This is a genomic window from Rahnella perminowiae, from assembly GCF_019049755.1.
Lineage (GTDB): Bacteria > Pseudomonadota > Gammaproteobacteria > Enterobacterales > Enterobacteriaceae > Rahnella > Rahnella perminowiae.
Genome location: NZ_JAFMOS010000640.1, coordinates 19,158 through 41,117 on the forward strand (window position 1 = coordinate 19,158; position 21,960 = coordinate 41,117).

At 52.6% G+C, this 21,960-nt stretch carries 21 protein-coding genes and 3 tRNA genes; 17 read left to right on the plus strand and 7 right to left on the minus strand.

Annotated features, from left to right (window positions below):
- Positions 1-224: 224 nt before the first annotated feature.
- Positions 225-509, plus strand: coding sequence for a DUF1435 domain-containing protein (locus J1785_RS24905; protein ID WP_129953285.1), 285 nt, complete (start codon positions 225-227; stop codon positions 507-509).
- Positions 510-621: 112 nt separating this feature from the next.
- On the opposite strand, the gene J1785_RS24910 is transcribed toward J1785_RS24905, so the two are convergent.
- The 4 genes from J1785_RS24910 to J1785_RS24925 form a co-directional block, all read right to left on the minus strand.
- Positions 622-708, minus strand: a tRNA-Leu gene (locus J1785_RS24910).
- Positions 709-749: 41 nt separating this feature from the next.
- A tRNA-Leu gene (locus J1785_RS24915) sits at positions 750-835 on the minus strand.
- A gap of 36 nt (positions 836-871) precedes the next feature.
- Positions 872-957 (minus strand) — tRNA-Leu (locus J1785_RS24920).
- A gap of 194 nt (positions 958-1,151) precedes the next feature.
- Positions 1,152-2,090 carry a LysR family transcriptional regulator gene (locus J1785_RS24925; RefSeq protein WP_217220964.1) on the minus strand — a complete coding sequence of 313 codons (939 nt, stop codon included), beginning with the start codon at positions 2,088-2,090 and terminating at the stop codon, positions 1,152-1,154.
- A gap of 124 nt (positions 2,091-2,214) precedes the next feature.
- Here J1785_RS24925 and J1785_RS24930 point away from each other — a divergent pair, with 124 nt between their 5' ends.
- Positions 2,215-3,207 carry an aldo/keto reductase gene (locus J1785_RS24930; protein WP_217139526.1) on the plus strand — a complete coding sequence of 331 codons (993 nt, stop codon included), beginning with the start codon at positions 2,215-2,217 and terminating at the stop codon, positions 3,205-3,207.
- A 4-nt stretch (positions 3,208-3,211) separates the two neighbouring features.
- Here J1785_RS24930 and rsmC read toward each other — a convergent pair whose 3' ends face one another.
- Positions 3,212-4,258 carry a 16S rRNA (guanine(1207)-N(2))-methyltransferase RsmC gene (gene rsmC / locus J1785_RS24935; RefSeq protein WP_015698767.1) on the minus strand — a complete coding sequence of 349 codons (1,047 nt, stop codon included), beginning with the start codon at positions 4,256-4,258 and terminating at the stop codon, positions 3,212-3,214.
- Between the two features lie 113 nt (positions 4,259-4,371).
- On the opposite strand from rsmC, the gene J1785_RS24940 reads away from it, so the two are divergent.
- From J1785_RS24940 to deoD, 12 genes are all read left to right on the plus strand, one after another.
- A complete protein-coding gene (locus J1785_RS24940; protein ID WP_129953282.1) occupies positions 4,372-4,785 on the plus strand; it encodes a DNA polymerase III subunit psi in 414 nt (137 codons plus the stop codon).
- Positions 4,754-5,197, plus strand: a complete 444-nt coding sequence (gene rimI, locus J1785_RS24945; protein ID WP_217157097.1) for a ribosomal protein S18-alanine N-acetyltransferase — start codon at positions 4,754-4,756, stop codon at positions 5,195-5,197. Before J1785_RS24940 ends, rimI begins: the two co-directional genes overlap by 32 nt.
- A gap of 4 nt (positions 5,198-5,201) precedes the next feature.
- Positions 5,202-5,363 carry a hypothetical protein gene (locus tag J1785_RS24950; RefSeq protein ID WP_238483371.1) on the plus strand — a complete coding sequence of 54 codons (162 nt, stop codon included), beginning with the start codon at positions 5,202-5,204 and terminating at the stop codon, positions 5,361-5,363.
- Positions 5,364-5,528: 165 nt separating this feature from the next.
- Positions 5,529-7,118, plus strand: coding sequence for a peptide chain release factor 3 (prfC, locus tag J1785_RS24955; RefSeq protein ID WP_129953280.1), 1,590 nt, complete (start codon positions 5,529-5,531; stop codon positions 7,116-7,118).
- A gap of 432 nt (positions 7,119-7,550) precedes the next feature.
- Positions 7,551-8,144 (plus strand): molecular chaperone OsmY, encoded by a 594-nt coding sequence (osmY, locus tag J1785_RS24960; RefSeq protein ID WP_129953279.1) that lies wholly within the window; start codon positions 7,551-7,553, stop codon positions 8,142-8,144.
- Positions 8,145-8,465: 321 nt separating this feature from the next.
- Positions 8,466-8,627: a DUF1328 domain-containing protein gene (locus tag J1785_RS24965; protein WP_013577105.1), complete on the plus strand. Its 162-nt coding sequence runs from the start codon at positions 8,466-8,468 to the stop codon at positions 8,625-8,627.
- Between the two features lie 213 nt (positions 8,628-8,840).
- Positions 8,841-10,073 carry a patatin-like phospholipase family protein gene (locus J1785_RS24970; protein WP_238483372.1) on the plus strand — a complete coding sequence of 411 codons (1,233 nt, stop codon included), beginning with the start codon at positions 8,841-8,843 and terminating at the stop codon, positions 10,071-10,073.
- Positions 10,070-10,855: a TatD family hydrolase gene (locus tag J1785_RS24975; RefSeq protein WP_129953277.1), complete on the plus strand. Its 786-nt coding sequence runs from the start codon at positions 10,070-10,072 to the stop codon at positions 10,853-10,855. The genes J1785_RS24970 and J1785_RS24975 overlap by 4 nt, the downstream gene beginning before the upstream one ends.
- Positions 10,856-11,403: 548 nt before the next feature.
- The gene (gene deoC, locus J1785_RS24980) at positions 11,404-12,183 is read left to right on the plus strand and encodes a deoxyribose-phosphate aldolase (protein ID WP_129953276.1); all 780 of its coding nucleotides are present in this window, start codon (positions 11,404-11,406) and stop codon (positions 12,181-12,183) included.
- A 90-nt stretch (positions 12,184-12,273) separates the two neighbouring features.
- Entirely contained in the window at positions 12,274-13,602 is a 1,329-nt protein-coding gene (gene deoA, locus J1785_RS24985; protein ID WP_217157091.1) for a thymidine phosphorylase, read from the plus strand.
- Positions 13,603-13,690: 88 nt separating this feature from the next.
- Positions 13,691-14,914, plus strand: a complete 1,224-nt coding sequence (gene deoB / locus J1785_RS24990; protein WP_129953274.1) for a phosphopentomutase — start codon at positions 13,691-13,693, stop codon at positions 14,912-14,914.
- A gap of 83 nt (positions 14,915-14,997) precedes the next feature.
- Positions 14,998-15,717, plus strand: coding sequence for a purine-nucleoside phosphorylase (gene deoD / locus J1785_RS24995; protein ID WP_015698752.1), 720 nt, complete (start codon positions 14,998-15,000; stop codon positions 15,715-15,717).
- A gap of 204 nt (positions 15,718-15,921) precedes the next feature.
- Here the strand turns inward: deoD and J1785_RS25000 are convergent, their stop codons facing one another.
- Entirely contained in the window at positions 15,922-16,710 is a 789-nt protein-coding gene (locus J1785_RS25000) for a YtjB family periplasmic protein (protein ID WP_129953273.1), read from the minus strand.
- 246 nt (positions 16,711-16,956) lie between these two features.
- Here J1785_RS25000 and serB point away from each other — a divergent pair, with 246 nt between their 5' ends.
- The 3 genes from serB (at position 16,957) to nadR (ending at position 20,788) form a co-directional block, all read left to right on the plus strand.
- The gene (gene serB / locus J1785_RS25005; RefSeq protein ID WP_129991293.1) at positions 16,957-17,922 is read left to right on the plus strand and encodes a phosphoserine phosphatase; all 966 of its coding nucleotides are present in this window, start codon (positions 16,957-16,959) and stop codon (positions 17,920-17,922) included.
- Between the two features lie 151 nt (positions 17,923-18,073).
- Positions 18,074-19,456 carry a DNA repair protein RadA gene (gene radA / locus J1785_RS25010; RefSeq protein ID WP_129953271.1) on the plus strand — a complete coding sequence of 461 codons (1,383 nt, stop codon included), beginning with the start codon at positions 18,074-18,076 and terminating at the stop codon, positions 19,454-19,456.
- 72 nt (positions 19,457-19,528) lie between these two features.
- On the plus strand, positions 19,529-20,788 hold the full coding sequence (gene nadR, locus J1785_RS25015) for a multifunctional transcriptional regulator/nicotinamide-nucleotide adenylyltransferase/ribosylnicotinamide kinase NadR (protein WP_129953270.1): 1,260 nt from the start codon (positions 19,529-19,531) through the stop codon (positions 20,786-20,788).
- 118 nt (positions 20,789-20,906) lie between these two features.
- On the opposite strand, the gene J1785_RS25020 is transcribed toward nadR, so the two are convergent.
- Entirely contained in the window at positions 20,907-21,908 is a 1,002-nt protein-coding gene (locus tag J1785_RS25020) for a zinc-binding alcohol dehydrogenase family protein (RefSeq protein ID WP_217220966.1), read from the minus strand.
- Between the last annotated feature and the right edge of the window lie 52 nt (positions 21,909-21,960).

The following is a 21,960-nucleotide window of genomic DNA, read 5'->3' on the forward strand; positions in this document are numbered from 1 at the left end:
ACGGGCAGGCTAATAGTACTAATATGTAATTATTAGAATACAATAAATATCGTTTTTAAGTGACTGTCTTAATGGAGACTTTACGGGTTTGGTTTAACCGCCCCAAAACTAGCACTTTTGCTGTCAGGTGTCACCCAAACGAAGAGCGTGACCGCAAATAGGTGGTAAATGAGAAAAAATCCTATATGATATTGGTTCTCATTATCATTATTTGGAGCAGGGTTATGATTCCGGCAATTGTCATAGCATGTGGGATCTGGGCGGTTGTAGGGATGTTTGGTAAACGTCTCACCAGCGGCTGGGGGATATTATTGCCTTGCGCACTGATGCCGCTGCTTGCCCTGACACATATGTCACTCGATCAGTTGCGTATGCTGATCGTGGTTGCGATGCTGGTCACACTGGGCATGCTTTTTCACCGCACATTACGCCATTATATGTTGCTGCCATCATTCATGGCGCTGGCAGGCAGTCTGGCTGCGGTAACGTTGAATTTTACTATTTTGTAATATAAGGATTTTGAGATGAAAAACAGGAGACACAGTAAAGCTGCCGGTCTTTTTTATTTTTTGAAACTGAAAGAAGTATCGCAGGAAGGAAAAGCTGAGGAGCATAATCACGTGGTGCGAAGAGAGGGACTTGAACCCTCACGTCCGTAAGGACACTAACACCTGAAGCTAGCGCGTCTACCAATTCCGCCACCTTCGCACAGATGATTTCTGCTTACTGCTGATTTATAGTTGCCGGAGTGGTGCGAAGGGAGGGACTCGAACCCTCACATCCGAAGGACACTAACACCTGAAGCTAGCGCGTCTACCAATTCCGCCACCATCGCGTACCGTGCCGGGCAATATAAATCTTGTGATTGTATTGGTGCGAAGGGAGGGACTCGAACCCTCACATCCAAAGGACACTAACACCTGAAGCTAGCGCGTCTACCAATTCCGCCACCATCGCGTTCCAATTGATTACTGTGTTGACGCATTCATCGGAATGTCATCAGCAAGTAACACAACCACGGGGGCGAATTCTAGAGATTTTCCCACAGGCGTCAATAGTTATTTCCCCCATTACGGACGTTTGATGTAAAAAACAGCATATTCAGGATGAATGGTTCAATGCCACAGAGAGTCATCAGGTTAATCGATGGTTTAATCAACGGTTTTTCCAATAATGCGGTTCTGGCTCAGCGGATCAGCAGGGACGGAAAACAGCGCGATCAGCCAGTCCAGCAGCACGCGGATCCTCGGTGCCAGAAAACGGCCGGGCGGATACATGATGTATAACGGCATCGGTGGCGGAAGATACTGATGCAGTACTTCCACCAGTTCTCCCTGTGCCAGTTCCTGCGTCATCGCCAGTTCCGATGCCTGAATCAGCCCAAAGCCCGCTTTTGCGGCGGCGACATACGCGTCAGCGCCGCTAACGGTCAGTTTGCTGGCGAGCTGACACTTTTCAATCTTTCCGGCAGTCACAAACTCCAGATGCGACTCTGTCCGCTGGTGGGCAAAGAAATAGCCCACGGCCTGATGCCCGGTGAGATCATCCGGCGTCTGCGGCGCACCGAATTCCGCTAAATAGCCGGGAGAGGCGCAGGTAATTTGTTTCAAATCCGCCAGATGGCGTGACTGCAAATTATCATCTTCTGCAGGCCACGCGCGCACCACACAATCTACCCCCTGATCGAGCAGATTGATGGCGTTATCATTGGCACTGACGCTCAGGGTTATCTGCGGATAGCGCTGGTAAAACGCTGGCAGCGCGGGGATCACCTTCGCACGTGCCAGTGAATGGGGCATGTCGATGCGGACAATGCCTGCGGGCTGGGTTTTGTGATGCGCAAACAGAGCGTCCGATTCTTCCAGCGCCGAAATCAATTGCAGACAGCGTTGATAATAGATTTTGCCTTCGTCAGTGATTTTGACCTGGCGTGTCGTGCGCAGAAACAGGCGGACACCCAGTCGCTGTTCCAGACGTTTCAGGGTGGTACTGACCGTGGCGCGTGGCACATTAAGATCTTCTGCCGCCCGGCTGAAACTTTCCAGTTCGGCAATGCGGATGAAGGTTTTCATCGCCTGAATGTGATCCATAACGTTCTCAGTGATTGTTTGCAATTTATGAACAGTGTTGCACGTTTTTGCTGATTTATCTTTCCTGAAAGAACAACCACACTTAATCCGATTACTTCTCACTCTGTGTCATAAGGAAAATCCGATGAAACAACGTCAGTTGGGTAAAAATGGTCCGATGGTGTCAGCGCTGGGGCTGGGTTGCATGGGCATGAGCGACTTCTACACCACCGGCCTCGACGATAAAGAATCGATGGCAACGCTTGCGCGCGCGCTGGAACTGGGCGTCACAATGCTCGATACCGCCGACATGTATGGCCCGCATACCAATGAAGAACTGTTGGGACGCTTCCTGAAAGGGCGTCGAAATCAGGTTTTTTTAGCCACCAAATTCGGCATTGTGCGTGACCCGTCCAACCCGCAGGTTCGTGGGACAAACGGCCATCCGGACTATGTCCGCCAATCCGTAGAAGGCAGCCTGAAGCGTCTGGGGACGGAGGTTATCGATCTCTATTATCAGCACCGCCCTGATCCGACGGTGCCGGTTGAAGAAACGATCGGCGCGCTGTCGGATCTTGTGCATGAAGGTAAGATCCGTTATATCGGGCTGAGTGAAGTGCCGGTGAGCATTCTGGAGCGTGCACACAAAGTGCATCCGGTCACCGCGTTGCAAACCGAATATTCGCTCTGGTCGCGTGATGTGGAAGCTGACATTTTACCGGCGTGTGAGCGCCTGGGGATTGGTTTTGTGCCTTACAGTCCGCTGGGACGGGGTTTTCTGACCGGACAAATCCGTTCAGTGGACGATCTGGATTTGGATGATTACCGTCGCGAGAGTCCGCGTTTTCAGGGAGAAAACTTCGCGAAAAATCTGCAACTGGCGGAAAAAATCAGTGAACTGGCGCAGGACAAAGGAGTGAAACCCTCGCAGCTGGCGCTGGCGTGGGTATTAGCGCAGGGCGATAACATAGTGCCGATCCCTGGCACTAAACATCGTCATTATCTTGAGGAAAACATCGCCGCGCTTGATGTCTCCCTGAGTGAAGCCGAAATCGCGGCGATCGAAGCAGTATTTCCTTTCCGCGTGGCAGCGGGTGATCGCTACAACGCAGAACTGATGCGTTTCCTCAGTGCCTGACTGATTAACGTTTTTTCTTTTTCAGATCGCGCGGCGGACGTCCACGTACGGCCCGGTACACCTTGAAGCGACCGTTTTGTGCCAGTACTTCGTGGCTGCCAAAGGTGTCATCAAGCAGGGCGGCGTAAGGCAGGAAGGCGTTCGCCACAATGCGCAGTTCGCCGCCGATATTCAGATGACTTACCGCACCACGGATCAACTGCTCCGCCGCCGTCAGGCTGGTTTGCAGACCTTCGTGGAATGGCGGGTTGGAGATGATCATATCGAAACGACCGGCAATGTCGGAATAGACGTTGCTGGCGATGACTTCGCCCGGCAAATCGTTCGCCGCCAGTGTAGCGCGGCTGGCTTCAATAGCGGCCGCGCTCACATCACTGAGCGTGATTTTCATCTTCGGCGAGTACATGGCCAGCACAGAAGCCAGCACGCCGGAACCACAGGCGACATCCAGCACTTTACCTTTAACCGGTTCTTCGAAGCTGTTGATCAGCAACAGGCTTCCGCTGTCCAGACCTTCCCGGCTGAAGACGCCCGGCAGGGTTTTAATGGTCACTTCTTCGACCATGTACTGATCCCACCAGCCATCAGCATCAAACTCAGGCTGCTTTTCCAGACGGCCATGGTACAAACCGCAACGACGCGCACTGTCGATTTTGCTCAGTTCGCACAGACCTTCGAGCGTGGTTTCCGCGCTGCGCACACCACTGCGGTTTTCACCGATGACAAACACATCAATGCCAACTGGCAAGTGTGACAGTAAGTTGAATAGCTGGAATTTTGCTTCCAGTTTGCTCTTTGGCCAGTAATAGACGAGCACATCGCACGGCGCGATGAATTCAGCGTCAGCAACTAAGCCAAACTGAACGTTTTCTCCCAGCGCTTTGCTGAGCATCTGCCAGTGGTGATACATATTGGTGTGGACGCGAACTTCTTCGGCGTCAATTTCAGCAGGCAGGCTGTCTTGTAAGTCACCGGCGAACAGGACGCGGCGGCCTTCAAATTCTTCGCTGTGGCGCAGTATGACTTCACTGGCCGGAGTTAATGCAGACATCAGGGTGTGGCTCCTCAAGGATTAGCGGGCGATTATAGAGGTTTATTGGCGCATGTTCGATGTGTTTGCTAGCATAGCCGGGCTTTTCGTACTTCAACCGGCAGGGAACAGGCATGGCATCCAGACGAGATACGCTGTTACAACAACTGGGCATTACCCAGTGGACGCTGCGCCGGCCTGCTGTATTACAAGGCGAAGTGGCGGTCAGTCTGCCTGCGGAAACCCAGTTGCTGATTGTTGCCGCTGTTCCGCCAGCGGAGGATGATCCGCTGGTCAGGGATGTTTTGCGCAGCCTGGCGCTGACAGAATCACAAGTTTACCGCCTGACACCTGAACAGGTCACTATGTTACCTGAAGATACCCGCTGCAATATCTGGCGACTGGGGTTAAGCGAACCGCTGACTCTTGCTGGCCCGCAGCTCTCCAGTCCGGCCCTGGCCGAACTCTATCAAGACGCCGGCGCCAAACGTGCGCTCTGGCAGCAGATCTGTGAAAATGAACAACATTTCTATCCTGACGCCCGCTGATCTTCCCCGTGCATTTGCCATCGAACAAGCCAGTCATGCCTTTCCGTGGACTGAAAATACGCTTGCCAGCAATCAGGGCGAACGCTACCTGAACCTTAAAATCATGCAGGGCGAGGTGATGGCGGGATTTGCGATTACCCAAATTGTTCTCGACGAAGCCACCTTGTTTAATATCGCTATCGATCCGGCTTTTCAGCGACAGGGCTTAGGTCGCAGGTTGCTGGAAGAAGTGATACAACAGCTTGAGCAGAAAGATGTTTTTACGTTATGGCTTGAAGTCCGTGCTTCCAACGCCAAAGCTATCGCGCTGTATGAAAGCCTCGGTTTTAATGAACTCTCCGTTCGCCGTAATTACTATCCCGCCGCACAAGGCCGCGAAGATGCCATCATGATGGCGTTGCCGCTGGGCTGAAAGAATGGGGGTACCCAGGTCTGCCGTTAAAGTGCATCCTGATGAAGCCATTGAAATTGCGCGTGAAAGCTGGCCAGATTTGCTTACGGAGTTACCGATGCTTGAAGAACATAAAATAGTTCTGCGAGAACACTGGGCCGCACTTTCAACCGACTTCCGTTTCTAACGCGCTCTCTTAGTCACACCATACAAAAAAACCATTGATTGCCCATACCGTCTAAATCAGTGAAAATAGCCGGCTATAACTTTTATTACCGCTTTGCCTGACGTCACCTTCTGACGTGATGTGAAATCCTATGCAGGGCGGACCAACAGCAGAAACGTGAAAAACATGTCTCCAAGTGAATACGCCCTTGAAGTGGCTAAGCGCCGCACATTTGCCATCATCTCTCACCCCGATGCCGGTAAAACCACCATTACTGAAAAAGTTCTGTTATTCGGACAGGCCATTCAAACCGCCGGTACAGTAAAAGGCCGTGGCTCCAGCCATCACGCCAAATCCGACTGGATGGAAATGGAAAAACAACGTGGTATTTCCATCACCACGTCCGTGATGCAGTTCCCGTACAAGCAGTGTCTGGTTAACCTGCTCGACACCCCAGGGCACGAAGACTTCTCCGAAGATACCTACCGTACGCTGACCGCCGTTGACTGCTGTCTGATGGTGATCGATGCCGCAAAAGGTGTCGAAGATCGTACCCGTAAACTGATGGAAGTCACCCGTCTGCGCGATACGCCGATCCTGACTTTTATGAACAAACTCGACCGTGACATCCGTGACCCGATGGAAGTGATGGACGAAGTGGAGCGTGAGCTGAAAATCGCCTGCTCTCCGATTACCTGGCCAATCGGCTGCGGTAAATTGTTCAAAGGGGTTTATCACCTTTATAAAGACGAAGTGTATCTGTACCAGACCGGTAAAGGTCACACCATTCAGGAAGTTCGCGTGGTCAAAGGCCTGAACAATCCTGAGCTGGATGCTGCCGTTGGCGAAGATCTGGCCGCACAATTGCGTGATGAGCTGGAACTGGTGCAGGGCGCGTCGCATGAATTCGACCATGAGGCTTTCCTGCAGGGCGAACTGACACCGGTCTTCTTCGGTACGGCACTCGGTAACTTTGGTGTTGACCATATGCTCGACGGTCTGGTGGACTGGGCGCCTGCGCCGATGCCACGTAAAACTGACCTGCGCGAAGTGAAAGCCGATGATGAGAAATTCACCGGTTTTGTTTTCAAAATTCAGGCCAACATGGACCCGAAACACCGTGACCGCGTGGCGTTCATGCGAGTGGTGTCCGGTAAATATGAAAAAGGCATGAAACTGCGTCAGGTGCGTACCGGCAAAGATGTAGTGATTTCCGATGCGCTGACCTTTATGGCCGGAGACCGTTCGCACGTTGAAGAAGCCTATCCGGGCGACATCATTGGTCTGCATAACCACGGCACAATTCAGATTGGCGACACCTTTACTCAGGGTGAGAACATGAAATTCACCGGCATTCCTAACTTTGCCCCTGAACTGTTCCGTCGTATTCGTCTGCGTGACCCGCTGAAACAGAAACAGTTGCTGAAAGGGCTGGTACAGCTTTCAGAGGAAGGCGCGGTACAGGTCTTCCGTCCGATTGCCAACAACGATTTAATCGTCGGTGCGGTCGGGGTGTTGCAGTTTGAAGTGGTGGTGGCGCGTCTGAAAAGCGAATACAACGTGGAAGCGATTTATGAATCTGTGAACGTCTCGACTGCCCGTTGGGTTGAATGCAGTGACGTGAAGAAATTCGAAGAATTTAAACGCAAAAATGAAACCAATCTGGCGCTCGATGGTGGTGATAATTTAGCGTACATCGCACCAACAATGGTGAACCTGAATCTGGCGTCTGAGCGTTATCCGGAAGTTAAATTCCGCAAAACCCGCGAACATTAATTCTTCTATTATCAGGTTCTGAAACAGAAAGACGGCAAATTGGCCGTCTTTTTTTTCGCCTTTCGCCTGCCCGGAACAGTTTATCCTCTTACCCTCCCTGATTATTTAATCACCGCCCTGGCTGAAAAATGGGCGCAAACCGCCCCCGGCACTAAGACTTGTCTGCATTAGAGGCCATATTCGACGATCTCCCTACTAATCTGATCATTCTTGACTATATTAAATGTGTGTTCAGGACGGGTGGCTTAAAGCACTACTTTGAAGTTACGTTGCAGAGTGTTATGTCGTATGGCGATCATAAGCCAGAATAAAACGATGTACTCTGCTACAAGGAAAGTAAAAACAGCAGCAATACAATTTGTTAGAAGGCGTCACCAAGAATGTGACGTGTAGAGCCGCAATCAAGGCTCATAAACCGAAAGGAAGAAATCGATGAAAAATTCTAAATTTGCCTATTCCATGATGGCTGTAGTTCTGGGTACCGCACTGATGAGCGGTAGCGCTTTGGCTGCAACGACGACTACAGATAGCGCAGGTGCAAAAATCGATAGTTCCATGAAGAAAGTTGATAACTACATGGGCGACAGTGCCATCACAGCAAAAGTGAAAAGTGCTCTGGTAGATGATAAAGCGATTAAAAGCAACGATATCTCCGTCACGACCAATTCCGGCGTTGTCACGCTGAGCGGTTTTGTGGGTTCACAGGCTGAAGCTGAGCAGGCTGTGGCAGTAGCCACTAAAGTTGAAGGTGTTAAATCCGTCAGCGACAAACTGCATACCAAAGACAGCAAAGATCAAAGCGTTAAAGGCTATGCCGGTGACAGCGCGACCACGGCCTCTGTAAAAGCTAAATTGCTGGCCGATGACATCGTCCCATCACGTAACGTGAAAGTTGAAACCACCGACGGCGTGGTACAGCTTTCCGGTAACGTGAAAGATCAGGCACAGTCTGACCGTGCTGAAAGCGTCGCCAAAACCGTTGATGGCGTGAAAAGCGTCAAAAATGATCTGAAAGTCGCACCGTAACGATCATCTGCTGTAGCTGTTGTCTATAGCGCCCTCCTCAGGGCAGGGCGCTTTATTTTCGGAATAACGCATAACTATATTTATTTATGTGCCTGCTGAATATTCGGGATGAACGGAATTGCCTGCAGTTGGGAAAAATATCGTGTCGGAAACGCTAACACTTTCATTTTTCGACTACCTTTATTAAGTAATTCGTTTTTTTGTTACTGGCTGTAGCCGGTTGATAAAGCGTCAGAAGGCAATATTTCACAGTGAGTCCGGCCCGAGGCGGGGCACAACCTTTTAAAATGGCAAAGTGAAAATAGGGTAAAGGAGAAGCTTATGTTTCGTTGGGGCATTATTTTTCTAATCATCGCGTTGATCGCGGCGGCTCTTGGTTTCGGTGGTTTGGCGGGTACAGCTGCCTGGGCTGCAAAAATCGTCTTCGTAGTCGGTATCATTCTGTTCCTGGTCAGCCTGTTTACGGGTCGTAAGCGACTCTGACCACATCACTTCAGTGATGCCAAAAAGCGTTAGTTAATCACATCGCCCCCTTCAGTGAAGGGGGCGATTTTTTTATGCAGGTATCCTGGCCGTTAACAGGACGTAACGATTTTGTCGCCCGATTTTGGCAAGAAATTCACCCAAAGCAGGAAGACGAGGTATGCTCAGAAATGAAGGCTAACCGGGTGGAGCCATTTGCGTGAGGACGATGCGTTGGGATACAGAATACCTGTCACGCTGGGGAATATAGAAGCGCTGGCGTACAAACCCTATACGCCGGGGAAGATTGCCCTGGTGTGCGAAGGCGGCGGACAGAGAGGCATTTTTACGGCAGGTGTGCTGGATGAGTTTCAGCGCGCGCGTTTCAACCCCTTTGATTTATATCTGGGTACCTCTGCGGGTGCGCAAAATCTCTCTGCCTTTGTCTGCGGGCAGCCCGGCTATGCCAGAAGGGTGATTACCCGTTATACCACCAGTCCTGAGTTTTTTAACCCGCTGCGATTTGTGCGGGGCGGACATCTTATCGATCTCGACTGGCTGGTTGAAGAAACGGCTAAAAACATGCCACTGGCGATGGAAAACGCAGAAAAGTTGCTCATTGATGGCCGTGAGTTCCTGATGTGTGCCTGTCGCAGTGATGACTACACGGCTAATTATTTTTCACCGACGCGGGAAAACTGGCTGCCGGTGATCAAAGCCTCCAGCGCTATTCCGGGTTTTTACCGCCTGGGGGTGGATCTGGAAGGTATCAGCTATCAGGACGGCGGCATCAGCGATGCGATCCCTGTTGAGGAAGCTTATCGCCGTGGCGCGGATACCATTGTAGTGATCCGTACCGTTCCCTCTGCGATGTTCTATACGCCGCAGTGGATGAAACGTATGGAACAATGGCTGAGCGAAAGCAGTCTGCAACAGCTGGTGCGCATGATGCAGCATCATGAAGAGAGCTATCACCGTATCCAGCAGTTCATTGAGAATCCGCCGGATGATGTGCGTATTTTTGAAATCTTCCCGCCCAAACCGCTGGCCAGCCATGCGCTCGGTAGCCGTCTGCCTGCGCTAAATCAGGATTACCATCTCGGCCGCCGTTGCGGACGGTATTTTTTGTCTGCCGCAGCACACTGGCTGTTACCGCGTGAAAACGAGCGTCCTTATACGCTGATCGAACCGCGCGTGACACGCCGTCCGCAACGGATCGTGGTGCCGCAGGACGAGCCAGAAAATGTGATCCCGTTGGCGGCATCTGCCAGCACAGCGGAGCAAATCATTCTCGATCCCGCCGTGCTGACGGACATGGTCGCCGACGGAGGGATAGTGCGTCCGGCTGCGTTTAAAGACAGCGTAGTCAGTGTGTCTTCACCGCAACGCGCCGCATCAGACAGGCTACAACCGGAAAGCTCCGCGCCATCAGAAAATTATCCATCCAGTGAGGGCGAAAAGTTGTGAGTTACACCTTCATCGATACGCACTGCCATTTCGATTTTCCACCGTTTACAGGGGCGGAAACCGAAAGTTTGCGCCTCGCCGGACAGGCTGGTGTGCGGCAGATTATTGTTCCCGCTGTCACGTCTGATCGTTTTAACGGCATTCTCTCGCTGGCAAAAAAATTTCCGCCGTTGCATGCCGCGCTGGGGTTACATCCCCTTTATGTTGCACAACACCAGGACAGTTGCGTGGAATTACTGGATTCGCTGCTCAGTCGCCGGGATCCTCATCTGGTGGCCGTCGGGGAAGTTGGCCTGGATTTATACATGGAAGAGCCGAGATTTGAGCAGCAACAACGGTTGCTGAAAGCGCAGTTTGCTCTGGCAAAACGTGAGACGCTGCCGGTGATCCTGCATTCCCGGCGCAGCCACGATCAGCTGGCAGCGATGCTGCGTCAGGCAAAACTGCCGGCGACCGGGGTGGTACACGGATTTGCAGGCAGTCTTTCTCAGGCACAGGCGTTTATTAAACTGGGTTTTGCGATAGGCGTCGGCGGCACCATCAGCTATGAGCGTGCGCAGAAAACCCGGCATGTGATGGCCGGATTACCCCTTTCCTCTTTGCTGCTCGAAACCGATGCGCCCGATATGCCGTTGCAGGGTTTTCAGGGGCAGCCTAACCGCCCTGAGCGTGCGGCTAATGTATTCGACATTTTGTGCAGCCTGCGCAGTGAAACGCCCGAACAGATTGCCGGCGCATTGCTCGATAATACCCGACGCATCTTTAATCTCCCTTCGCTGTGAACCCTGAGAAAGACTAAATTGTGATTTAAATAACATTCACATTGACGTAGATGAGCCTGCATAAAAAGGTTTTCTGGCGAATCACGATTTAATTTCTCTTTAAAATGTTATTATTATAACATTGCCTGCGCGATTGCCGCCGGGTGATTGCGGTGTAATCCCCCGAACTCCGTTTGTCATGATTCGGGTATACACTCTTATAAGGGTCGAATACTGAGCATAAAGGCTATGAAATGTGATTTATATCCCATTTTATCAAGCAACGTTGCAAACGGTTTTCATTTTGTGTGAAATACTGCACACAGGAACCTGATGTGACGTGTTCAAATAGTCACAACGTATTGGCGTCAGCCAATCCAAGCGCGGTGAGAAGGATCTCAGTTGCCACGTAAGCCACTACACGCCGCTTACGCACGCTATCTTCAAGGAACCAAGTCCGCTCGCCAACCGTGCAGAATTTTTTTCCCGAGGGTAAACGCGGGAAATAATTCATGACTGTATGCTCAGTTCTGGCCGGTCGCTGGAATTGAAAATTGTTGGAGAGTTATATGACCGATTTAACCGCCGCAGCGCAACGTGCGCTGAACCTGATGGATTTAACCACCCTGAACGAAGACGACACGGATGCGAAAGTGATCGCACTTTGTCATCAGGCGAAGAGCCCGGCAGGAAATACTGCTGCCGTCTGCATTTATCCTCGTTTTATTCCTGTTGCCCGCAAAACTCTGCGTGAGCAAGGTACGCCGGACATCCGCATTGCAACCGTGACCAACTTCCCGCACGGTAATGATGATCTTGAGATCGCGCTGGCAGAAACCCGTGCGGCAATTGCTTACGGTGCCGATGAAGTTGACGTGGTATTCCCGTACCGTGCGTTGATTGCCGGTAACGAGCAGATTGGTTTTGAGATGGTCAGACAATGCAAAGAAGCCTGTGCTGCCGCCAACGTCCTGCTGAAAGTGATCATCGAAACCGGTGAACTCAGGCAAGATGCCCTGATCCGCAAAGCGTCTGAAATTGCGATCAAAGCCGGGGCTGATTTCATCAAAACCTCCACAGGGAAAGTGCCTGAAAATGCCACGCTGCACAGCGCTGAGCTGATGATGAGCGTCATTGCTGAGATGGGCGTGGGCGAAACTGTCGGTTTCAAACCGGCTGGTGGCGTGAAAACCGCTGAAGACGCTGCGCAATATCTGGCGCTGGCTGACCGCCTGCTGGGCCGCGAATGGGCTGACGCACGTCACTTCCGTTTCGGCGCATCCAGTCTGCTGGCCAGTCTGCTCACCACGCTGGGTCACGCGGGTCAGAAAGCCACCAGCAGCTACTAATCATTGTTGTTATGCCGATGCCGTGGCGCTGTTTTACAGCGTCCGGTATTCGCATCCACATTTAGCGTTCAGCTCAGGCAGGGGGATACCTTGTTTCTCGCACAAGAAATTATTCGTAAAAAACGTGACGGTCAGCCTTTAAGCGACGAGGAAATTCGTTTCTTCATTAATGGTATTCGCGACAGCCAGGTTTCAGAAGGCCAGATTGCCGCGCTGGCAATGACTATCTACTTCAATGACATGTCTATGAAAGAACGTGTTTCGCTGACCATGGCGATGCGTGATTCAGGCACCGTGCTCAACTGGAAAAGCCTCAGCCTGAACGGTCCGGTCGTGGATAAGCATTCGACCGGCGGCGTGGGTGACGTGACCTCGCTGATGCTGGGCCCGATGGTAGCGGCATGCGGCGGTTATGTCCCGATGATTTCCGGCCGTGGTCTCGGTCATACCGGCGGTACGCTCGATAAACTCGAAGCGATTCCGGGCTTCGATATTTTCCCGGATGACAGCCGTTTTCGCAGCATCATTCAGGATGTCGGCGTGGCAATCATCGGCCAGACCAGCTCGCTGGCACCGGCAGATAAGCGTTTCTATGCAACCCGCGATATCACCGCAACCGTCGATTCCATACCGCTGATCACGGCTTCGATCCTCGCCAAAAAACTGGCTGAAGGCCTGGATGCGTTGGTGATGGACGTCAAGGTGGGGTCCGGCGCGTTCATGCCGACTTATTCGCTGTCAGAAGATCTGGCGCAGGCGATTGTCGATGTGGCGAATGGTGCGGGTTGTAAAACCACCGCGTTGCTGACTGATATGAATCAGGTGCTGGCATCCAGCGCCGGTAATGCGGTTGAAGTGCGTGAAGCCGTGCGCTTCCTGACAGGTGAATACCGTAATCCGCGCCTGCTGGAAGTCACCATGGCGCTGTGTGTTGAAATGCTGCTGTCCGGCGGTCTGGCAAAAGATGACGCCGACGCCCGCCGACAGCTGCAGGCTGTGCTGGATAACGGCAAAGCCGCCGAAGTCTTTGGCCGCATGATTGCTGCCCAGAAAGGCCCGGCCGATTTCATCGAGAATTACGATCGTTATCTGCAACAGGCCACGCTGAGCAAACCGGTTTACGCCGAAGGCAACGGGATTGTCAGTGCGATGGACACCCGTGCGCTGGGCATGACCGTCGTGTCACTGGGGGGCGGACGTCGCCGCGCCAGCGATGCCATCGACTACAGCGTCGGTCTGACCCATATGGCACAACTGGGCCAGCAGGTGGATACCCGTCAGCCACTGGCGATGATCCACGCCAACAGTGAAGCGGCCTGGCAGCAGGCGGCGCAGGAAGTGCGTGCGGCGATTGTCCTGAGCGACAACGCGCCGGAAAGCACGCCGGTGATTTACCGTCGGATCGGCAGTAACGCTTGATTTCAGGCCACATCGCCCCCATTTAAGATTGATCAGGTGCGCGGCAGTTCCGCGTGACCCAATGCGTAACCATTCGCAGGAGAGCAAAATGAAACGTACATTTATCATGGTGTTAGACTCATTCGGTATCGGTGCCAGTGAAGATGCCGGGCGCTTTGGTGATACCGGTTCTGACACATTGGGCCACATCGCGGCTGCCTGTGCGCGTGGCGATGCGGACAAAGGCCGTCAGGGCCCGCTGAATCTGCCTAACCTGACCCGCCTGGGGTTGGCGAAAGCCGCTGAAGAATCTACCGGTAAAATCCCTGACGGCATGGACGGAAATGCTGAAATTACCGGCGCCTATGCTTACGCCAGCGAGTTGTCTTCCGGTAAAGATACCCCGTCAGGCCACTGGGAAATCGCCGGCGTGCCTGTTTTGTTTGACTGGGGCTATTTCAGCGATACCACCAACAGTTTCCCGCAGGAACTGCTCGATAAACTGGTAGAGCGCGCTAATCTGCCGGGCTATCTCGGTAACTGCCACTCTTCCGGTACCGTTGTGCTGGATGAGTTGGGCGAAGAACACATGAAAACCGGCAAGCCGATTTTCTACACCTCTGCTGACTCCGTCTTCCAGATTGCCTGCCACGAAGAAACCTTCGGGCTGGATCGCCTGTACGAACTGTGCGAAATCGCCCGTGAAGAGTTGACCGAAGGCGGCTACAACATCGGTCGCGTGATTGCCCGTCCGTTCATCGGCGATAAAGCCGGTAACTTCGAGCGTACCGGTAATCGTCATGACTTAGCGGTTGAGCCACCGGCTCCGACCATCCTGAAAAAGCTGGTCGATGAGAAAAAGGGTCATGTGGTGTCTGTGGGTAAAATTGCAGATATTTATGCACAGGTTGGTATCACTAAAAAGGTGAAGGCCACCGGTCTGGACGCGCTGTTTGACGCCACCATCGAAGAGATGAAACAAGCCGGGGACAAAACCATCGTCTTCACCAACTTTGTTGATTTCGACTCCTCTTACGGCCATCGCCGTGATGTGCCGGGTTATGCTGCCGCGCTGGAGTTGTTCGACCGCCGCATGCCTGAACTGCTGGAGCTGGTGAAAGAAGATGACATCATCATTTTCACGGCTGATCACGGTTGTGACCCGACCTGGCGCGGTACCGATCACACCCGTGAGCACATTCCGGTCTTAATCTATGGCCCGAAAGTAAAACCGGGTTCATTAGGCCATCGTGAAACTTTCGCGGATATCGGCCAGACAGTCGCCAAATATTTCGATCTGTCGCCGATGGATTACGGTAAGTCGATGCTATAACGCTTTGTATACACGGCCAGTTCTTTATACTGGCCGCGTTTTTTATGATGAATATGACACCTCGCTGATTAAGGAATAAGAAGATGGCAACTCCACACATTAATGCTGAAATGGGCGACTTTGCTGACGTCGTGCTGATGCCGGGCGACCCGCTGCGCGCCAGGCACATCGCGGAAACCTTCCTTCAGGATGTTAAGCAGGTGAACGACGTGCGTGGCATGTTGGGGTTCACCGGCACGTATAAAGGCCGCAAAATCTCAGTGATGGGCCATGGCATGGGCATTCCTTCCTGCTCCATTTATGCCAAAGAACTGATCACTGAATTCGGCGTAAAAAAAATCATCCGCGTGGGCTCGTGTGGTGCTGTTCGTGCCGACATCAAACTGCGTGACATTGTGATCGGCATGGGTGCCTGCACCGATTCCAAAGTGAACCGTATGCGTTTCAAAGACCATGACTACGCGGCTATCGCGGACTACGACATGGTGCGTAACGCCGCTGACGCTGCGAAAGCTAAAGGCATCAATGCCCGCGTCGGTAACATCTTCTCCGCCGACCTGTTCTATACACCGGACCCGCAAATGTTCGATGTAATGGAAAAGTACGGCATTTTGGGTGTGGAAATGGAAGCGGCCGGGATCTACGGTGTGGCGGCAGAATTTGGTGCAAAAGCACTGACTATCTGTACTGTCTCCGACCATATCCGTACGCACGAACAAACCACTGCCGCTGAACGTCAGACCACCTTCAACGACATGATCGAAATCGCGCTGGAATCTGTTCTGCTGGGCGATAAAGAATAAATTCTGCTGATATAGCAGAGACGAAAACGGGCACCAAATGGTGCCCGTTTTGCTATGCGTTTTCCTGTTCATCACTGAACTGCTCATGTCTGAACTTGTAGATTTACTGCGTCAGGGCAGTCTGACGACAAAAGAGATCACGGAGCAACTTCACGGAGCAACTCCACATCACCCCGTCAACGCTCTCAAGGCGGCTGGCCTGTATCACTTCGGCCGGCTGCGTTTCAGGCTGCGATAAGCAGCCTGTGCGGCTTCTTTGGTCTGCGCTTCGGTGGCAGGTTTAGCGGGCACCACATCGGATTCCGGCTCAGGAATATTGAGCACCGGTGGCGGGCCGAACTCATCCGGTTCGTCTTCCTGTTCATCATCTTCTTTTACCGGCTTACTGGCGGTCAGCAGGAACGGTGATTGCTGCCAGCGTGAACGGCGGCCCTGCAACAATGTGCGGGCCAGAATAATACCGACACCCAGCGCGGCGAGCATCATCAGGCGCAACAGGTTAGTGGTGTTATCCACCTGCTTGGACTCGGTTGCCAGCACATGCGTGTCGAGTGTGATGCGTAAAAATCCGCCCGGCCCGTTTTTATCTTCTATCGGTACCACAATCTGATGATTGAAGTAGCTACCCGCACGTTTGCCATCGAGCGACAAACGGTCGCGAACCGGCACCTGTTCACCGGCATGCGCCACCAGGGAACCGTCAGACTCATAAACGCTGGCGTCAAGAATGCGACTGCTCTCGGTAAGCTGACTCAAAATAGTGGAAATTTGTGCGATATCAGCGCCATCATTATCGCTGTCCATCAGGGGGGCGAGCGAAAACGCCACCTGTCGGGCGAGCGTTTGCGCAAGCTGTTCCACCTGCGTCGAACGTGCCAGTTGATGTCCCAGACTGAAATAAGATGCGCCCTGCATCAGAATGACAAGTAATGCGAGACTTATCAATACGATAGCCGCGCGGTGCAGGCGAAATTTAAGTTTGGCCTTGGCCATTCTGTTTCCTTGCGTATTTCGATGACTTTATGTTGCCAGAAGACGCCACGATAAGGTAGCTTGATGCCTCATTTTACCCTGCATCCTTCAAGCTGCCTCTGCGTTGGCTGCCTTCATTCACTCCGGTCACTGACCTGTGTCAGATCCCGGAGATTCATTCAGTTGCCGCCTTGATGCAACTCGAATGATTTTGGGTAAATAGTGATATTTGTTTTCCTAATACCATAACGCCCTACAGGAGCCATCATGCCAAACAGTCTGACCTATTGCGATCTTCCTGCGGAGATCCACCAATGGCCGGGACTTCCCCTTTCATTGAGCGGTGATGAAGTCATGCCGCTGGATTACCGGGCGGGACATACCGGATGGCTTCTGTATGGTAGAAAACTTGATAAAACCAGCATTACGCTGTTCCAGCGCCGGTTAGGCCGCGCTCTGGTGATTGTCAGCGCATGGTCAGTGGAAGGTTATCAGGTTGTGCGCCTCGCAGGCTCACTCACTGCCGACGCACAGTTTCTCGCCGAATCTTTTGAATTTGATGTCGCTCAGCTGGGGAAAGTGCCGTATCTGCGTGTGCCAGGCCTGCTGGTCATGGACATGGATTCTACCGCGATTGAAATTGAATGCATCGATGAAATTGCCAAACTGGCAGGCGTCGGTGAGCAGGTCGCGGAAGTCACCGAACGCGCGATGCGCGGCGAGCTGGATTTCTCCGCCAGTCTGCGTCAGCGCGTGGCGACATTGAAAGATGCGGATGCCAGTATTCTACAGCAGGTGCGTGAAACCCTGCCGCTGATGCCGGGTCTGACGGTGATGGTTCAGCGTTTACAGGAAGCGGGCTGGCACGTGGCGATTGCCTCCGGCGGCTTTACATATTATGCCGAATACCTGCGCGACCAGCTGAATCTGATCGACGTGGCCGCGAACGAACTGGAAATCCGTGACGGCAAACTGACAGGCCGTGTGATCGGGCCGATCGTTGACGCGCAATATAAAGCCGATACTCTGCTGAAACTGGCAGAAAAACTGGGTATTCCCCACGCGCAAACCGTGGCTATCGGTGATGGGGCGAATGACCTGAAAATGATGGCGGTTGCGGGCATGGGTATTGCTTATCACGCCAAACCGAAAGTTTATGAACAGGCTTCAGTCTGCATCCGACATGCCGATCTGCTTGGCGTGTTGTGTATTCTCAGCGGTAGCCAGTCTTAAATACCCGTCATACGTCAAGCCGCATCTGCGTTAGCTGCAATCACTCACCCGAATCACTGACGTATGTCAGCTCATCGGGATGAGTGCTCTGGCCGCCTTGATGCAACTCGAATTATTTAGGGTATTCACTATTATTTTGAAGAGGTAAGTTGTGGCAAAAGCAGCAAAACGTGCATTTGTGTGTAATGAATGTGGCGCAGATTATCCGCGCTGGCAAGGGCAGTGCAGTGCCTGTCAGGCCTGGAACAGCATTACTGAAATCCGTTTGGCCGCTTCCCCTACGGTGGCGCGTAACGAACGTCTGACCGGTTATGCCGGGGATGCCGGGGTCAGCCGCGTGCAGAAACTGTCGGATATCAGCCTCGATGAACTTCCGCGTTTCAGTACCGGTTTTAAAGAGTTTGACCGGGTATTAGGTGGCGGCGTGGTACCGGGCAGTGCCATTCTCATTGGCGGTAACCCCGGTGCCGGTAAAAGTACGCTGTTGCTGCAAATTCTGTGTCATCTCAGTGAAAACATGAAAACCCTTTACGTTACGGGTGAAGAATCATTGCAACAGGTTGCGATGCGCGCGCATCGTCTGGGTTTACCAACGGCTAACATGAATATGCTGTCGGAAACCAGCATCGAACAGATTTGTGAGATTGCAGATGCGGAACAGCCGAAGCTGATGGTGATCGACTCCATTCAGGTGATGCATATGGCCGATATTCAGTCGTCGCCGGGTACGGTCGCCCAGGTGCGTGAAACGGCGGCGTATCTTACCCGTTTCGCTAAAACGCGCGGCGTGGCGATTGTCATGGTCGGTCATGTCACTAAAGACGGTTCACTGGCGGGGCCCAAAGTACTGGAGCACTGTATTGACTGTTCCGTACTGCTCGACGGTGATGCCGATTCGCGTTTCCGTACATTGCGCAGCCACAAAAACCGCTTTGGCGCGGTGAACGAACTGGGCGTATTTGCTATGACCGAACAGGGGCTGCGTGAAGTCAGCAACCCGTCGGCAATTTTCCTCAGCCGGGGAGATGAAATTACCTCCGGCAGCTCCGTCATGGTGCTATGGGAAGGAACGCGTCCGCTGTTGGTTGAGGTTCAGGCGCTGGTCGATCATTCGATGATGGGCAATCCCCGTCGTGTGGCGGTCGGTCTTGAGCAGAACCGTCTGGCCATATTACTCGCGGTGCTGCACCGTCATGGCGGCTTACAGATGGCGGATCAGGATGTCTTTGTTAACGTGGTCGGTGGCGTGAAAGTCACCGAAACCAGTGCCGACCTGGCGCTGTTGCTGTCGCTGGTATCGAGCCTGCGTGACCGTCCGCTGCCGCAGGATTTGGTGGTGTTCGGTGAGGTCGGGCTGGCGGGGGAAATCCGTCCGGTGCCAAGCGGTCAGGAGCGTATAACTGAAGCGGCGAAACACGGTTTTAAACGCGCCATTGTGCCGTACGCTAACGTGCCGAAAAAAGTGCCCGCCGGTATGCAGGTATTTGGCGTCAAAAAACTGGCTGATGCGCTGGCGATCCTCGATGATTTGTAACGGTTAACCGCTGTCGCTGCTGAGGGCCTTTGTGCTATTTTTTGTTTAGTACAGAAAACCTGAGGACAAGGCATGTCACAGTTCGACTATCTAAAAACCGCGATAAAACAACAGGGACGCACGCTGCAACAGGTGGCCGAAGCCAGCGGGATGACCAAGGGTTATCTCAGCCAGTTGTTGAATGCAAAGATAAAAAGCCCCAGCGCCCAAAAACTGGAGGCATTGCACCGTTTCCTGGATCTTGAGTTTCCCCGTCGTGAGAAAAATATTGGCGTGGTGTTCGGTAAGTTTTATCCGCTGCACACCGGCCACATTTATCTGATCCAGCGCGCCTGTAGTCAGGTCGATGAGCTGCATATCATCATGGGTTATGACGAACCACGCGACCGCGAGCTGTTTGAGAACAGCTCAATGTCTCAGCAACCCACGGTCAGCGACCGCCTGCGCTGGTTATTGCAGACCTTCAAGTATCAGAAAAACATCCGCATTCATGCCTTTAACGAAGAGGGGATGGAGCCGTATCCGCACGGCTGGGATGTCTGGGGGCGTGGCATTAAAGAGTTTATGGATCAGAAAGGCATTGAACCGAATACTATTTATTCCAGCGAAGAAGCTGATGCGCCACAGTACCGGGAACATCTCGGCATTGAAACGGTGCTGATCGACCCGAAACGTTCGTTTATGAATATCAGTGGCCGTCAGATCCGTCAGGATCCGTTCCGTTACTGGGATTATATTCCGACTGAAGTTAAACCGTTTTTCGTACGCACGGTGGCGATTCTGGGCGGCGAATCCAGCGGGAAATCGACGCTGGTGAATAAATTAGCCAATATCTTCAACACGACCAGCGCGTGGGAATATGGCCGCGATTATGTGTTCTCGCACCTCGGTGGCGATGAAATGGCGCTGCAATATTCCGATTATGACAAAATTGCACTCGGGCAGGCGCAGTACATTGATTTTGCAGTAAAATATGCCAATAAAGTGGCGTTTATTGATACCGACTTCCTGACCACCCAAGCCTTCTGTAAAAAATATGAAGGGCGTGAGCATCCGTTTGTGCAGGCGCTGATGGATGAATACCGGTTTGATCTGGTTATTTTGCTGGAAAACAATACACCGTGGGTTGCGGATGGCCTGCGTAGTCTGGGCAGTACGTCTGACCGGATGTCTTTTCAAAATCTGTTAATTGAAATGCTCAGGCAGAACCAGGTGGAATATGTTCACGTGGAGTCATCAGATTATGATCAGCGTTTTCTCGAATGTGTGGAACTGGTGCAGAACATGCTGGCGGCGGACACCAGCCGGTTAAATGAACCCCCTGTACGCTGATCAAAAATCAGCAATCAGAGCTGCGGGCATACATAGCGTTCACACGTGAACGAAAACACGTGAATGAAAAAGCCCCGTCATGAAAATGCGGGGCTTTGCATATAAGGCCACAGCGGACTTAGAAAGCGACGACCACTTTACCCTGCATATGGCCGTCGAGTACTTTGGCATGCGCGGCTTCGATGCTTTCCACGGTCAGGCCATGCAGGGTGTCGCTCAGGGTGGTCCGGACTTTCCCTTCGTCAACCAGCGCGGCGACGCGTTTGAGAATTTCGCCCTGTTCGGCAATATCCGGCGTGGTAAACATACTGCGGGTGTACATCAGCTCCCAGTGCAGGGCGGCACTTTTCAGCTTCAGTTTATTCATATCCAGCGGATGTTCGTTTTCAACGATGGTACAGATATGACCCATTGGCGCGATCAGATCAGCGATTGTCTCCCAATGGCCGTCGGTATCGTTCAGACACAGAATAAAATCTACCTGCCTGATGTCGTGTTTCGCCAGTTCACCTTTCAGATCTTTGTAATTTACGGTCAGATCGGCACCGCGATCCAGACACCATTTTGCTGATTCCGGGCGCGAAGCGGTGGCAATGACTTTCACGTTGCTGCGCAGTGACGCGAACGGGATCGCAAGCGAACCTACGCCACCGGCTCCGCCGATGATCAGCAGCGTTTTATCCGCAGATGCGTCCTGAATTTTCAGATGCTCGAACAACGCCTCCCAGGCGGTCAGTGTGGTCAGCGGCATGGCGGCGGCTTCAGCCCAGTTCAGGCTTTGCGGTTTGAGGGACACAATGCGTGAGTCGATGAGATGTTCAGCCGCGTTACTTCCGGAACGGGTGATATCTCCGGCGTACCAGACTTCATCGCCGGGTTTGAAATTTTTCACCGCGCTGCCCACGGATTTAACAATGCCGCTGGCATCCCAGCCCAGCACTTTCGGTGCATCCAGACCGCTTTTCTGCACACCTTTGTGTACTTTAGTATCGACCGGATTGACCGACACGGCTTTCACTTCCACCAGCAGGTCGTAATCCTGGGCAACGGGTTGTGGCAATTCAACAGCAATAAAACGGGCCGGATCTTTCGGGTTTACTGCAATAGCGTTAACGGACATATCAATTTCTCCATGAGGTTTACAGACAGTCTAGTCCGCATGACAGAAGCTG